The organism is Neobacillus sp. SuZ13 (assembly GCF_030123365.1).
Lineage (GTDB): Bacteria > Bacillota > Bacilli > Bacillales > Cytobacillaceae > Neobacillus.
The window spans coordinates 2,729,481-2,744,251 of sequence record NZ_CP126107.1 but is presented as its reverse complement, the minus strand read 5'-3'; the positions used below and the strand labels follow the sequence as shown (position 1 = coordinate 2,744,251).

The window sequence follows — 14,771 nt, the reverse complement described above, 5'->3', positions numbered from 1 at the left end:
GAACAAAGGGAGAGATAGTATGAGCCAAAATGCAAGAAAATTAGACGTGACTCCGTCAGGAGATAAAATGGAAAAGAAGCAGAGGAAAATTAATGTTTTTGCATTATTACTAGGAATTTTACTAATAGCTACGATATTAACTTATTTGGTGCCTGCGGGTGAGTATACTCGTGTTGAGGTGGATGGACGCACCGTGATCGACCCAGGTACGTTTAAATGGAAGGATGCCACTCCGGTTGGACCATTTGAGATGATTAAAGCCGTTCATACGGGAATGGTCGAGGCCGCAAATATCGTTTTCTTTGTTTTAATCATCGGGGGCTTTTTTGGGGTCTTAAGTGCAACAGGCACTGTCGATGTGTTAATTAGCACGATGGCAAGAAAATTATCCAAACGTGAAAAGCTATTAATCCCGATAATGATGTTATTTTTTGCAGCTGGTGGGTCATTAATGGGGATGGCGGAAGAAACCCTAGCCTATATCCCACTGTTGATTCCCCTGGCGCTGGCGCTTGGCTTTGACACCTTAACAGGGACAGCTATGGTGCTATTGGGAGCTTCTGCCGGATTTACGACAGCTGTTATGAATCCTTTTACTGTTGGGATTGCCCAAGGGATTGCGGAGCTGCCAATGTTTTCAGGAATTGGCTACAGGTTGGTCCTTTTTGTGATTGTCTATCTTGTTTCTGTTATCTTTGTCTATCGTTATGCGATGAAAGTAAAAAAGAATCCTTCCATTGGATTTTATGGAAATTATTCAAAAGAAAATGCCTCAGAACTATTAAATTCTACCACCAAGTTGACGACGAAGCACAAGCTGATTTTAACGGCTTTTCTCTTAAACTATGTGGTCCTTGCTTTTGGTGTCATTAAATATCAATGGTATATTACAGAAATAGCCGCCTTGTTTGTGGCGCTGACGGTTGTAATTGGATTGATTGGCAGATTGTCTGTTGATAAAATGGTTAGTTCCTTCACAAGCGGTTCGGCGGCCTTAATTGGCGGAGCACTTGTGATTGGTTTATCCCGTGCCACTCTTGTCGTCTTAAACCAGGGATTTATTGTAGATTCCATGCTGTTTGGAATCTCAGAGGCGATTAAGGATGTGCCCGCCTATTTAAGCGTAATCGGCATGTATAATTTCCAAGCACTCATTCATTTCATTTTAGCCTCTGGAAGCGGTCATGCGATGTTAACGATGCCGATTATGACGCCGCTAGCCGATTTATTAAATATATCAAGGCAAACCGCTGTTCTTTCGTTCTCATTTGCTGATGGAATCGGGAATATCATCTTCCCTACAGCTGGGACGTTAATGGCCGGACTGGCGATTGCAGGAATTCCATGGACTAAGTGGGCAAAATGGGTGTTACCGTTGATTCTAATTCAATATGTAATAGGATTAGTGGCTGTTGTAATAGCATACTTAACGGAATATGGGCCATTTTAAAAAATGCAGTAAAGAAGTAAGGAGAGAAAGCAATTGTTAACATTAATAAAAAACGGCGAAGTTTATGCACCCCATTATTTAGGAGTAAAGGATGTACTTATTGCTGCAGATAAAATTGCTTATGTTGCTGAACAAATGGAAATTCCAGCCCAATTTGCGCCGATAAAGATCATTGATGCAACAGGACAGTTGGTTGTACCAGGGTTTATCGATGCCCATGTCCATATTATTGGCGGAGGCGGTGAAGGAGGGTTTAAAACGCGTACCCCGGAATTAATGTTAACGGATATTACGACAAGCGGGGTCACCACTCTAGTCGGGGTGCTGGGAACAGACGGAACGACTAGAAGGATGGAAAGTCTGCTCGCAAAAGCGCGCGCCCTTGAGGAAGAAGGTGTGACCTGTTACATTCATACCGGGTCGTATCAAGTTCCTGTTAAGACCTTAACAAACCGCATCGAGGACGATATTATCTTAATTGATAAAATTATCGGTGTCGGAGAAATCGCCATCTCTGATCATCGTTCTTCTCAGCCTACTTTTCAAGAGCTGGTGAGGATTGCCACGGCCGCAAGAAACGGCGGGATTTTATCAGGAAAAGCCGGACTTTTGGAGATTCATGTCGGGGATGGGAAAGAACAATTATCATTACTTGAAAAAATCCTTGATCAAACAGAGATTCCAGCCCGTCATTTTCATCCTACTCACATTAATCGGAATATGGAGCTATTTACAGCCGGGATTTCCTATGCCAAAATGGGTGGCTATGTCGACTTTACCACCAGTACGATTCCACAGTTTTTAGAAGAAGGGGAAGTAAAGTGTTCGACAGGACTAAAAATCATGCTGGAGCAGGGAGTGCCGATTGGCGGTATTACCTTTTCATCGGATGGTCAGGCCAGCCTTCCCTATTTTGACGATAATGGTGAGTTTAACGGTTTGAAGGTGGGAAAAATGTCTTCTTTGTTCCAAGAAGTGCGCGACGCCATACTAGAAGAAGGCATTCCTTTAGAGCAAGCAATCCAGGTGATTACCTCCAATCCAGCACAAGTTTTAAAGCTGCCTCATAAAGGCGCCATCCAAAAAGGAAAAGATGCTGACTTTGTTTTATTAGACAGAGAATCGCTGGACATCCGGACGGTGATTGCCAGGGGTCAAATCATGGTTGAGCGGGGAGTTCCGTTGGTTAAGGGGACTTTTGAATAGTAGTTTTTCAAAACCACAGTCCTTAAGACTGTGGTTTTTTTAGCTTTCTTGTGGAGACATTAATGAATCAAAACGAATTCTTAAGAAATATTAAGAATTATTCCCCCCTTTTTCTTCAGGTTTAAGATTTATACTTTGATTATAAATCAAAACGAGCGGAGTGTTCTTGCATGAAAAAATTAACAACTGATGATTTAAAGGCTTACTTGGAAAATTAAGCGAAAGCCTCAAGTCTGCCAGTTTAGCTCATCGCATACGGACTATCAAATCATTGAGTGGAGCATCAGACAGGAATTATATAGGAAATATTTTTCCATTAAAATAAGCAACGCAATTGCGTTGCTTTAATGCACTCTTGCACCCTTTAGTTTAAGTAGATTATTTCACAAGAAACTCTTGAACGTGTCTTTGCGGATGCAAAAGAAAAGCATGGTATGCGTTAGACACTCTTTAGAGACCTAAAAAAAATCTTACCATGCAAGAGATGCTTACTTTTGCTGCCATGAATTTAATGTGTAAAGTAGTTTACTTTTTTGAACCAATGATTGAAAATTCTTAGTATATTCAACCAAGTCTCCCCACCCCATCAAATCCTCGTCTGAAATCTTCCAAGTATGGTTTGCTGAGTCTTGTCGAATAGCAGCAAAATCATAACGATCTGTTGAATAGATCCTAAAGCCTTCTTTTTTGCATTGATCGATAAAAAAGTAATCCTCCGCACGATTTACTTTTTCAAAACGGACATAATAAAACACATTTTTTCTAAACATCAAAGTTGCACCAGCAACTGTATCGGACATTGAATTTTCGATTCCTGGAACATGAATTAAAGCCTTTTTATTTTTGAAGTATATATAAATAGAGCTTTTTCCAACAACGGAGATATTAGGATCTTCAAAGACGGACATTGCATTTGCAATATAATCAGGTCCGTAATAATCATCATCGTCAAATTTGGCTATAATATCATAATTTGAGTTCAAGACCCCAAAATTTAAACAATCACCTAAAGCAGCCTTTTCATGCAGTTGATAAACCCGAACATTCGGATATTCCTTTGCTTTCTTAATCCATTTATCAATGTCCATGGAATCTTTATTCAATATAATAATTAATTCTTTTTCCCACCATGTTTGCTGTTGATAATTCTTAAAAACATTATCCATACATTCATCTCTTATGGTACAAGTAATAATAGAGACCATTTTTTCACCCCTCTCTTATGAATTGATAACACTTGCTAAAAATTTTGTTAGGTTCGGAAACCTTTCAAGTTTTTGTATTTGTTGTATATCTCTTTGTAACTCTTTTTTTGCTTCTGAACTGAATCCTGCCGCACCTATTATATTAAAATGTCGTATATCGACTTCTAGCATCAGAATAATCGTTTCTAGGATATAGATAAATTTTTCCGAGAAAACTTGAAATTGCTCTGGATAAGATTTTAGAAGCGATTTATACTCCTTTAAGATGTTATTCATCGTGTTCAAATCTGTCATCCTAGCGAGTTCTAATGCCAAAATTAAGACATCGACATCATGATGTTTTATTGTGAATAAGCCGAAGTTTCCAACCGCCTCTTTCCACTTTCTTTCCTCGACAGGATGTTCTTGGTGGTATGTGGGCATTTTATTACTCACTACGTATTTGACGCCCATTTTATATAACCTGTATCCTAATTCCCAATCTTCATAACCGTAATTAAAAAATTCTTCATCAAACAATCCTGCCTGGGTAATAAGCTCCTTTTTGATAGAGATATTCCCTGTTAGAAATGCCATCCATGGAAACATGAACCCTTCTAACTTTTCATTATAATTACTAATTATTTCTTCGAACCATAGGTACGCATTATACGATATATCTTTGAAGTGCCCCTGTACTATATCGTCTTTATTAATCAGTGGATATGGGGTTTCGATAGGATGTTTAGAATTTTTGAATCTCTTATATATTTCGTTATTCTCTTTTGTTAACTTTTCGATTTTATTCGTGAATTTGTCGGAAAATTCGGGGAAAATACAAGAATATAGAGCTTTTGAATGCATTGCGCCTGTCACAATCAGATTATCGGTTTTATGGTGATAGTTATAGTGATTTTGAACAAACTCAGGTTCAGTAATCATTTCAGCATCAAGGAAAATAAGAATCCTGCCGCTTGCTGATTCGATACCTAAATTTCTAACCCTGGCTCTTCCGAGTTTTTGTGTGCAATGAATATATTTAAAAATATAGGGAGGATGATAGTTTTTTAATTTTTCTTCTGTTTCATCAGTAGATGCATCATTAATAAAAATTACTTCCATCTTCTTAACGTTAAAGGATTGATTTTCAAGTGAATAAAGGGTAAATAAATTTAACGGATACTTATTTCGGGAAGGTATTATAATACTTACTTCAATATCATCGTTCGTTTCATTATTGGAGATCTTTTTATTCGCAGTAGATTGATGTTTTACATAACTCATGTGTTCACTTCCTTTCTATAAACCTGTCCAGATGGTCTTTATAGAATATGAGTGACATTTATAACTGACTAAACTACTACCTATTTTTAAATGCACTTTTTTAGTTAATTGGTGAATTCAACTATTACAAGAAAAAAGAGCCCGAAAGCTCTTATATATATGTGTAATAAAGGTAGTGATGATTGATGGGCTACCAAGGTGGCGGAATGGGCACATTTTTCTTTGATTGTTGTTCTATTCATCCTTTAATCATTGTTGGAGCATCTTTCATGTGTTGATGATACTAATATCACAACTAAAGGGGTTCTAAATATTATTTTAGAACCCTCTTTAATTAACTATTATGTCGCCAACCGCCATTGAACTTTAAAAATCGGGGTGAATTTTCTTTTACAAATTTTAGGCATTTCTCTCCAAATCGCTTTACATCAATTAAAATGAGTGCCAAATTCTTATACAATTTGGCACTCATTTCTAGTTTCATTTTTAATGTTAACGATAGGCAATGGAACCCGTTAACAAATATTGTGTGGGAATGATTAAATGGTGATATAAATTTTAATTACGATATAGGAACAAAACTCCTGAATTCGCTGAAAGGCTTAATGTACTCCATTTGCAAGCTGCTTCATTGCGTTTAACTCTGAAGAAAGCGCCAAAAACCATTCTTTATCTCCGGTTGATAAAGCCAGATCTAGGAGAAATTCAATTTGTGCCTTATTTGTTACATTTGAGACAGGCAGTTTTTTCACTCGGTTACTTAAAATAGGTATGGTTTTACCAATCGTTTGATTATTATCACTTGTAACAACAGTTACTTTGACTACTCCTTCTATACTAGACTGTGATTCAATATAACCAATAATTAATTCACCCTCCCGTGATTCTGCTTTAATCCAATCTCCTGTATTTAAAACCATATGATTTTTGGAGAACATTGTTATTTCACCTTCTTAATTTTTTTCGTTTAATCTTAGGATATGCAGCTTTAATTGATCTGTAATCTTTTTTATTACATTTTAATTAAAGAAGTATTCAACCAACTATCGGTCACTTGTGATTATTTACAAGCTCAACCACTTCTTTGATTGTATAGTCCTTTAAATATTCTCCCATATGTTCTTCTGCACCGAAGAAAATGCTGCATAGGACTCTTTGCATATTTGCCCCGACTATACATTTTTCATTGGATTCAGGACACTTTGGCTGCAGTGCACCTTCAGTGGTGATCTTATAGATATCCCAAAGATTCACTTCACTTAGATCGAGCACAAAAATAAATCCGCCGCCGGTTCCCTCTTTGGATTTAATAAATCCATGTTTTTTTAACAAACTTAGTACTTTTCGAATGCGCACAGGATGGACGCCAGCACTCTCAGAAATCGCATCACTTGTTGACATACGGTCATTCTGTAACGCAAGATATGTTAAACTATGAATGGCAAGGGTAAAATCACTATTCATGGGCTTGCCTCCTAAGACAAAAAAACTTCTTATCTATTTTATAAAGTTCATATCTAACTGTAATAGTAAACATTACAGATTAGCTAGTCATGCATACAGATTACTTTGTCTATTACATTAAATATCCCATTGTTTTTTCACTTGTTCTTCAGCAATCTGTTTAATTTTTTCCCAGGTCATCTCTTTTTCCACTATGACATTGGTATGGTAATTTCGATTTTTATATAATACTTTTACGAATACTTCAATCATCCTGTTTTCCTCCTTTTGTAATTAAGGTCGATATTAACTGTAAAGACTAAGATTTTTCCCCTTAATTGGCCTCTTTCTGCAATTCGTTGTACAAATAGTTTCGTATCCTCCGGGGCAGAAAACTGCGAATTTCGTCTTCATTATAGCCAACTTGTAATCTTTTTTCGTCCATGATTATTGGCCGGCGCACCATTTTGGGATGCTCCATGATTAATTTATACAATTGATTAAGTGGGAGTGTTTCAATATCTACCTTTAAGTCTTGGTACGCCTTTGAATTCGTTGAAATAATTTCACTTGTCCCCTCTTCTGTCATGCGAAGAATCGATTTAATTTCATCGATTGTAAGAGGATGAGATAGAATGTTTCTTTCTATATAGTCTATTTGATGTTCCTCAAGCCAAGCCTTTGCTTTTCGGCAGGACCCACAGCTTGGTGTCGTAAACAAAGTTACCATCGCATTACACACTCCTAACATATATTCTGGCCAACATATTTAAATGTAATAAAAATCATTACAGTTACCATACTGTAAATATAATCGTTACAGTTCATTTTGTCAATGGGTAAGTGTTTGATTGAATATTATATGAGTGTTTAAGATATTTTGATATTAACCATTCCGCCTAATGATAAAAAATCCCTTAAGCTTTTATACTTAAGGGATTCATAGCAAGAAAATTAGTGCGAATGGGTATTCCATCTCAACAGGTGTTCAATCACTTTTATTTATAACGCTTTTCCCTATCCTTTGGAATTTTCCCCTTTAATCTGCTTTAAAGTCGCTACGATCAGAAAGCTAACGATCACTAATAAGAGCCAGGAACTCACCTTTCCTAAATGAACGAGACTCCAAGCATCGGTTTGATTTGGATATTCCCAAGCTCCAAAGAAGGTCGCGATATACTCAGCAACCCATATAAAAAATCCAATGAGTACAAATGAAAGCGCGAGAGGCATGCGATAACGAGTTCCATCAACCTCATATGTGACCCATGATTGCCAAAAGACAATTATCACCATTCCAGTTAACCACCAACGAACATCCAACCAATAATGGTGAGTGAAAAAATTTAAATAAATCGCAGCGGCAAGTGGTACCACCATTAAAAACGGCGGCCACTTAACCAGTTCCACCTTAAGCCTCCTCCACGCCTGGCAAAGAAAACTCGCTACACTCGCGTACATGAATCCGCTATACAAAGGTACGCCAAAAATTTTAAAATATCCTTCTTCCGGATAAGACCAAGAGCCCATATGCACCTTGAAAAGTTCAAGAGTAAGGCCAATAAGGTGGAACAACGTGATCACTTTAAGTTCATCCCGTGTTTCAAGCCCAGAACGCACCATCCCCCATTGCATCAGAAGGCAAATAATGAGCAGCCAGTCATACCGCGGCAGGAAGGGAAGTGGGATGATTTGTGTAATTGCCAAAGAGGCAAAAATAACGACAGGAAACAAACATGATAGGGCCTGCTCCCAGCCAAAACGAACAAGTTGTTTAAGTGATCTTATGATTTTGGTCTTCAAAGTTTTTTTCTGAAAATCACTTTGGATGGTTAAATTCATGAGTAACTCCCCTTCTATGAATTTAATTCTCATTTTTGTAAAAGAGATCTTTCATTTCCTTTTGATATGATTTTACCACCTGTTTTATCGTTTAACAATAAATAGTTAATGATTATAATTATATTTTTATTGCTTATAATCATTTTTTATCTAAAACAAAGATAAATAGCACTCCTCATTTCAATGGAATGTTCTAAAACTTTAATGGAAATTCATTGTCCATTACACCTAATGGAAAATGTTGTGAATTTCAACTTTCTCATTTATAGTTAAATTAAATAAAGTGATTAACCCACATCATTTAAAAAAAGGAGATTATATGAAACTAGGTGCATTTTCTGTAAGTTTAAACGTCAAAGATATTCATTTATCCAAATCATTCTACGAAAAATTAGGATTCCACGCATTTGGTGGTGACATTTCGCAAAATTGGCTGATTATGAAGAATGAGAATTGTGTCATCGGGTTGTTCCAAGGGATGTTTGAAAAGAACATTCTGACTTTTAATCCTGGATGGAATCAAAATGCTGAGAATCTTGAAAAGTTTACGGATATTCGAGACATTCAAAAACAACTTAAGGCTGAAGGAATAAAAATGTTGACGGAAGCAGATGAAGCCACTGATGGACCCGCACATTTGGTCCTTGAAGATCCAGACGGTAATCAGATTCTTCTTGATCAGCATCGGTGAAAAAAAGAGGAAAAATGGAGGAATTAAATGGCTATCGAAGAACCGATTACAACGAACCTCTCAGTTAAAGAGAAGGCTGTGTCTTTTTTACAACTCGTCGCCTCAGGAAAGGTTCGTGAGGCGTACCAGCGTTACATAGGTCAAGACTTTCGTCACCATAATCCCTATTTCCGCGGCGATGCTGAATCGCTCATGCTCGCGATGGAAGAAAATGCAGCATTAAACCCGAACAAAATCCTTGAGGTCAAACTTGCAATTCATGAGAAGGATACCGTAGCCGTTCACTCGCATGTAAAGCAGCATCCTGAGGATCTCGGTGGAGCTGTGGTCCATATCTTTCGTTTCCAAGATAACCAAATCGTTGAATTGTGGGATATCGGACAACCCATACCCGAGGAGTCCCCTAACGAGAACGGCATATTTTAACTTCCTAAAATAAGATTCAACAAGACAACCTCCCCTTTTTTAATGGGGAGGTTGTTGACGGCTTTCCTATTAATGATTAAGAGGATTATCATTTTGATATTTTAACCATTTATCGATTTCTGACTTTAAAAATCGTTCTTGGTTGTCGATTTTTAAATAAGGAAGAAACATATAGGTTTCATAAGAGCCACCCATTAAAACTTTTTGTCTACTATCTTCTTTCATAATTGTATCAATTGTTGCTTCGTTTACTTGAAGATATTCTGAAAGTTGTTTTTTCGTCATGATATTTGGACTATTCTCAGAATAAACCGACGTTGAAAAATTTTTACTACTAGGATCATTTGGGTTTGTAAACAAAGTCCCCTTTAAGATTGATGCACTTATTATGATTGAAATTCCAATAATCAAGGCACTAATCGGATAAGCAATAAATTTCATTGAACATTTCCCCTTACCCTCACAAACTTTAATTTAATAAAAAAGAGCAGCTGCAGTAACTCTCTAAAGGTATTACGATATAGTTTGGAATTCTTAGTGAAATATTGAGTTAAATCCTTCCCATTTTACGAACATACTTTTAATAAATTCTTCAAATTTTGAACAAAACCTTTTCCCCATTAAAAATATTTTTACATTTATTTTACTCTTGAACCCAATCAGGAACATCTTTATGCGATGTCCCCTTTGGTATCAAATTGCTAATTCTTTTGTATCTTTATGATTGCATTTGAAGGTGTAAACCCATCTTTATTTCCGTGCATTAACTGTCCATATTTCGTCGGTATTTCAACATACTGAACTACTTTATTCTTATCAAGAAATACCAGTAAATATATATCATCTCGATAACCTATATTAGTTGGATCTTTAAATTTAACTCTAAGTTGCTTATTTATGGTTTCTTCATCAGTGTAAGGGGTTATTAGGTATGCTTTATCCCAATCGAAGTCCGTTAGAGGAGTAATATCAATTTCCATCACGCTTTTTTTCTCCAAAACAGAACTTATAGATTTCTCTAAACCTTTATTATGCATACCACCCACTTGCGAACACCCTGCTACAAAAATAAGTACGAAAAAAATCAGAAATACAAATTTCCTCAATTTACCACCCCTATTATATAAATCATTGGTAGTGTTTTGAAACCAAATTGCACTATTCCTCCAGTAATCCATTTTGAACCACCTCGATATTTGCAGTTTTTCTTTTATCATATAATTGGGGTTTATTAATATAAACTGTCAGATAGTTTAACTAGAAATATGACCGCCTCAGCGATTATCATCCTTAACAAAATCACCCGCAGCCTAATAAGCATTTAAAACTTTACTTGTTCTACCAGTTTGGATATGAACTCCACCATTCTTCTGCTTCCTCCAAAGAATAAAAGATTTTTTGAGAAACTTCTCCAGTATTATCCTTATTAAATTCGAAGGTGTAATCTGTTTCTTTTCCAATACGAGGTCTATTAAGAGGAGAACCTCCCCATATTTGATAGACCTTTACTTTATTAGGAGGAATATGTTTACCTGAACTGTCAGAATAACCTTCAGAAGGACATTTGGAAATTCCTACATAAAAAACCCCAACCCACATACTATATCCATGGGATTTTTGGACTGTATATGTCTAATGACTCCAGGTGGTTATCTTGGGCATAATACAGTTAATATACATTAGAGGTGGGATATTATGAGGCTAAGAAATGGAGATTTTTATACTAATGTTTTTACCAATAAGTTATATAGGCTAAATGAAGATGCCGATAGCAACTGGTATTTGAGTTTGCGTGACGAAGAAGGTTATCATGAAACAGAAAAGACCTCAGGGCGTGATATGATTAGATTGGTAGAAGGTGGTTATAAAAAAATCAAATAAAAAAAGCTACACATTTCTGTCAGAGTACCTGTAATCAGATGCTTTTAGTGGAAAGTCGGTAAAACTTAAAACAATATAAGATATTGCAAGGAAAAAGTCAACTTTATGTCGAATATAACATCTAAAGGGGATGACCCAATGAATAAAGTTGAGTTATTAAAAAGATTATTAAATGATAGTCGAGGTAATATGTTTTCATTAGAGATTCCTACTACAAAAGAAGATGAAAAAAAGATTCAAAAATTGGTTAAAGTTTAAGAAACAGAACAAAAAATTAAATTAAGAGAATATGTACAAAGAGAATACTCAGTTTATTTACATGGAATAATTAAGTATGCATCCGAATAATCGGATGCTTATTTTTATTGGGGATAAGCAGCAAAAGAAATCTGGGTGTTCCAAGTTATTCCATAAGTGATGTAGGCTTAGATTTATAAATTGTGAGCCATTATAACCCCTTAAGCCAATAAATTCCCTTATATTCAAGTTAAGCACCCATTTGTTTAGGTGTAGTTCTTCACAATCTATAAATTAATTTAACGTAAAGTAAAATTCTTCTTGGAAAAATCGTAATGAAAATTCGACTAGCTATTATAAATTAAACTTTACATCTAATTTTAAAACTTGTGATCTTTTTATAAAACAGTAATTCATATCTCTTGGTGAAATTGGTAAATAATATCAAAGAGGTGACAGGATGGAAAAGGATAAATTAAAACTCACATCTTCCGAAATAGGAACTTTGTGGGGAGAGTATGTAAATGGAACAGCTGTTGATATTGTAAATAGATATATGATTTCTATTATAGAAGACGATTCAATAAAAGCCATTTTTGAGGATGCTATCAAGACGTTTGAAAAACAAAAGAATCAAATCATAACTTTTATTGAGAATGAGGGATTTCCAGTTCCGATTGGATTTACTGAATCTGATCTTAATAAAGGTACAGAAAGATTGTTCACTGACATCTTTTGCTTAAATTATTTACATATTATGACTTTACACGGTTTGCTAGGACACTCCACTTCATTAGGTGTTTCTGTCAGAGAGGACTTAAGGTTTTTTTACGACTCGTGCGATAACGATGGGAAAAGGATGTATCATCAAACAATTGATTTATTGCTTGAAAAAGGAAGTTTTCAGAGGGACCCTTTATTTTATCCTGCTGAAAACCCTGAATATGTTTCCAGCAAAGATTTCGCAGATGGATTTTTCGGAAAGGGTAGAATGTTAGCCGCGACAGAAATCATAAGTATTTCTTTCAACCTAAAAAAAAGTATTATGGCAAAAACTCTTGCAATTGCATTCAGTCAAGTCACACAAACAAAAGAAGTAAGAAAATTTTTAGAGTATGCTGAAAAAATAGCTGATCAACAAATAAAAGATTTTTCAAAAATTATGCAAACGGATAATTTACCAGCTCCGAAGTCGTGGGAGACTGAAGTTTCAACTTCAACAGACTCCCCTTTTTCCGATAAGTTAATGCTGTATCATACCGGTTTCTTATTCCAAGCTGCACAAGCGTATCACGGGGCAGGTTTAGCATCTGCAATGCGAACAGACCTAGTATCTACTTACGAAAGCACCATTCTACAAAATCTTATGCTTACTAAAAAGTGGTTTAATATTATGGTGCAAAATAAATGGTTAGAACAACCTCCACTTGCACCTAATAGAAAAGAAATTGCAAGAGAAAAATAACTTAAAATGCCCCCCAATCGGTCGGGCATTTTAAGTTTAGAAAAATCATTCTTCCTCCAAACTGCCATTTAGTGCAGTAAAAAAGACCGCAAAGCAGTCGATCGTTATTGAACTAACGCATGCGCCTTTTTTGTAAGTTCATCTTTTGATATTTAAATAAAACTTATCTATTGCTAACTTCAAATGCTGTTCTAACTCCTGCTTCAATCGCCCCTTGAATCCAACCTGGTGTAGTAGATGAATGTGATCCTGCGAAATGAATTCTCCCTTCTGGTGTACTAATATATTGACCTAATTCTTTTATTTGGTCGGGTTTAAACATGACAAATGCTCCTCCATAATAAGGAAATTCAGACCAATTATGTGAATATCCTATTAAAAACTCTGTAAACACTTGATTTCCAAATATATACGAAAGATTATTTAAAGCAATTTTTATACGTTCTTGTTGTGTCATATTATCCCAAATACTAGAATCGTCTTCCCATGTGTAGCTAGCTAACATAATCCCTGTACTGACCGATGCCTCTTGTCTATGACTAGGAAAATATGCAAACTTGATTGGTAAATCGGTTGTTATTTTCCCACCATATAACCCATACTTTTCCCAAAATCTGGTTTTAAATTGAAGTCCTATTTTAGTTGAATTTGCATAATGTATCTTTCTAATAACTTTCCTCTTGTCATATGAAATAGACTCAAAGGGAAGTAAATCTACGAAATTCAATAAAGAAAAAGGAATTGTTGAAATAACAAAGTCGCTTGTAAGTTGATGCTCAGTATTAAGTATTTGATTTTCTGTATAGATTGTTACGTTTGATTCTTGTTGTATAATTTTTTTTACTCTTTGATTAGTAATAATATCGTCTTTTAGTTGTGGTAAAAATCCATTAATAAGATGATCAGTACCCCCTGAAATTTCATAAAGTTTTAGGTTCTTTGTAAGGAGTACTAAAACTTCTCTTAATATTGCAGTAAATGCAAGTTCAGAAAACCCTTCTAATCCGACCATCGTTTCAATCATATCGATTGCTTCAGCTGATAAGGATACACCCACAGGGTTATATTTTAAAAAGTTAGCCATTGAAAAATGATCATACATATTAATAACTATATCCCAATTTTTTTCGGGATCTTGGTTTATAAAATCAATAACTGGACCAACTGCTAATAATAGTAACTCTGTTGCAGTTTTTCCTTTTTCACTTGGGTAGACTTTAAACCTTAATTGGTCTGGATTTGTTCCATAATTTTTTTCATTTGTTAATATATTATTGATGTAAATCAGATCATTAGGGGTGCTATTAATAAATTCATTGATTTGTAAATTGAATTTTTTTATATATTCAAAAACTAAATAGTGAAATGAAGGTATACGCATTGCCCCAAGATCTATATATTGATTATTAATAAAAGGTTCCCTTTTTGTGTAAATTCTTCCGCCAATTCTGTTATTTGCTTCAATAATGGTAACCCGATGTCCAGCTTCTTTTAAGAGTGAAGCAGCAACTAAACCAGATATCCCTGCACCTATAATGGTTACATCCTTTGGTGAATTCGTTTTTTGTAACCCATTTTGAATTATGTAAATCATTTGCTCCATTGAAAGCAGTAATTTTTGTATCAAAGATATCACCTCTACTTCCAAAAAAATAACCTACG

Annotated in this window: 16 protein-coding genes and 1 pseudogene; 7 read left to right on the top strand and 10 right to left on the bottom strand. The window is 35.4% G+C overall.

All coding sequences use genetic code 11. The annotated features are described in order from the left end of the window. Positions 1 to 19: 19 nt before the first annotated feature. The 3 genes and pseudogenes from QNH17_RS13305 to QNH17_RS13295 all read left to right on the top strand — a co-directional run. Positions 20 to 1,450, top strand: coding sequence for a YfcC family protein (locus QNH17_RS13305; RefSeq protein ID WP_283879117.1), 1,431 nt, complete (start codon positions 20 to 22; stop codon positions 1,448 to 1,450). Between the two features lie 33 nt (positions 1,451 to 1,483). Continuing rightward, positions 1,484 to 2,656, top strand: coding sequence for a beta-aspartyl-peptidase (iadA, locus tag QNH17_RS13300; RefSeq protein ID WP_283879116.1), 1,173 nt, complete (start codon positions 1,484 to 1,486; stop codon positions 2,654 to 2,656). A 386-nt stretch (positions 2,657 to 3,042) separates the two neighbouring features. Then, a pseudogene (locus QNH17_RS13295) lies at positions 3,043 to 3,215 on the top strand (transposase); the annotation flags it as partial. Here the strand turns inward: QNH17_RS13295 and QNH17_RS13290 are convergent. From QNH17_RS13290 to QNH17_RS13260, 7 genes are all read right to left on the bottom strand, one after another. Next, a complete protein-coding gene (locus QNH17_RS13290; protein WP_283879115.1) occupies positions 3,145 to 3,861 on the bottom strand; it encodes a glycosyltransferase family 2 protein in 717 nt (238 codons plus the stop codon). The pseudogene QNH17_RS13295 and the gene QNH17_RS13290 overlap by 71 nt on opposite strands. 15 nt (positions 3,862 to 3,876) lie before the next feature. Continuing rightward, complete coding sequence (locus tag QNH17_RS13285) at positions 3,877 to 5,124, bottom strand: glycosyltransferase family 2 protein (protein WP_283879114.1); 1,248 nt, start codon at positions 5,122 to 5,124, stop codon at positions 3,877 to 3,879. A gap of 602 nt (positions 5,125 to 5,726) precedes the next feature. Then, positions 5,727 to 6,062 (bottom strand): IDEAL domain-containing protein, encoded by a 336-nt coding sequence (locus QNH17_RS13280; RefSeq protein WP_283879113.1) that lies wholly within the window; start codon positions 6,060 to 6,062, stop codon positions 5,727 to 5,729. A 112-nt stretch (positions 6,063 to 6,174) separates the two neighbouring features. After that, on the bottom strand, positions 6,175 to 6,588 hold the full coding sequence (locus tag QNH17_RS13275) for an RrF2 family transcriptional regulator (RefSeq protein ID WP_283879112.1): 414 nt from the start codon (positions 6,586 to 6,588) through the stop codon (positions 6,175 to 6,177). A gap of 117 nt (positions 6,589 to 6,705) precedes the next feature. After that, positions 6,706 to 6,840 carry a BA3454 family stress response protein gene (locus tag QNH17_RS13270; RefSeq protein ID WP_283879111.1) on the bottom strand — a complete coding sequence of 45 codons (135 nt, stop codon included), beginning with the start codon at positions 6,838 to 6,840 and terminating at the stop codon, positions 6,706 to 6,708. A 61-nt stretch (positions 6,841 to 6,901) separates the two neighbouring features. After that, positions 6,902 to 7,297 (bottom strand): transcriptional regulator SpxA, encoded by a 396-nt coding sequence (spxA, locus tag QNH17_RS13265; RefSeq protein ID WP_283879110.1) that lies wholly within the window; start codon positions 7,295 to 7,297, stop codon positions 6,902 to 6,904. A 287-nt stretch (positions 7,298 to 7,584) separates the two neighbouring features. Beyond that, positions 7,585 to 8,355, bottom strand: a complete 771-nt coding sequence (locus tag QNH17_RS13260) for a DUF817 domain-containing protein (RefSeq protein ID WP_283879497.1) — start codon at positions 8,353 to 8,355, stop codon at positions 7,585 to 7,587. A 373-nt stretch (positions 8,356 to 8,728) separates the two neighbouring features. On the opposite strand from QNH17_RS13260, the gene QNH17_RS13255 reads away from it, so the two are divergent. Both QNH17_RS13255 and QNH17_RS13250 read left to right on the top strand, forming a co-directional pair. Continuing rightward, positions 8,729 to 9,100, top strand: coding sequence for a VOC family protein (locus tag QNH17_RS13255; RefSeq protein WP_283879109.1), 372 nt, complete (start codon positions 8,729 to 8,731; stop codon positions 9,098 to 9,100). 27 nt (positions 9,101 to 9,127) lie between these two features. Further along, positions 9,128 to 9,526: a nuclear transport factor 2 family protein gene (locus QNH17_RS13250; RefSeq protein WP_283879108.1), complete on the top strand. Its 399-nt coding sequence runs from the start codon at positions 9,128 to 9,130 to the stop codon at positions 9,524 to 9,526. Positions 9,527 to 9,595: 69 nt separating this feature from the next. Here QNH17_RS13250 and QNH17_RS13245 read toward each other — a convergent pair whose 3' ends face one another. Both QNH17_RS13245 and QNH17_RS13240 read right to left on the bottom strand, forming a co-directional pair. After that, on the bottom strand, positions 9,596 to 9,967 hold the full coding sequence (locus tag QNH17_RS13245; protein WP_283879107.1) for a Clp protease ClpB: 372 nt from the start codon (positions 9,965 to 9,967) through the stop codon (positions 9,596 to 9,598). Positions 9,968 to 10,227: 260 nt separating this feature from the next. Further along, the gene (locus QNH17_RS13240) at positions 10,228 to 10,704 is read right to left on the bottom strand and encodes a hypothetical protein (RefSeq protein WP_283879106.1); all 477 of its coding nucleotides are present in this window, start codon (positions 10,702 to 10,704) and stop codon (positions 10,228 to 10,230) included. Between the two features lie 517 nt (positions 10,705 to 11,221). Here QNH17_RS13240 and QNH17_RS13235 point away from each other — a divergent pair. Continuing rightward, positions 11,222 to 11,407, top strand: coding sequence for a hypothetical protein (locus tag QNH17_RS13235; RefSeq protein ID WP_283879105.1), 186 nt, complete (start codon positions 11,222 to 11,224; stop codon positions 11,405 to 11,407). Positions 11,408 to 12,104: 697 nt separating this feature from the next. Further along, positions 12,105 to 13,109, top strand: coding sequence for a DUF3231 family protein (locus tag QNH17_RS13230; protein ID WP_283879104.1), 1,005 nt, complete (start codon positions 12,105 to 12,107; stop codon positions 13,107 to 13,109). Between the two features lie 163 nt (positions 13,110 to 13,272). On the opposite strand, the gene QNH17_RS13225 is transcribed toward QNH17_RS13230, so the two are convergent. Beyond that, complete coding sequence (locus QNH17_RS13225; RefSeq protein ID WP_349632573.1) at positions 13,273 to 14,736, bottom strand: flavin monoamine oxidase family protein; 1,464 nt, start codon at positions 14,734 to 14,736, stop codon at positions 13,273 to 13,275. Positions 14,737 to 14,771: the final 35 nt, after the last annotated feature.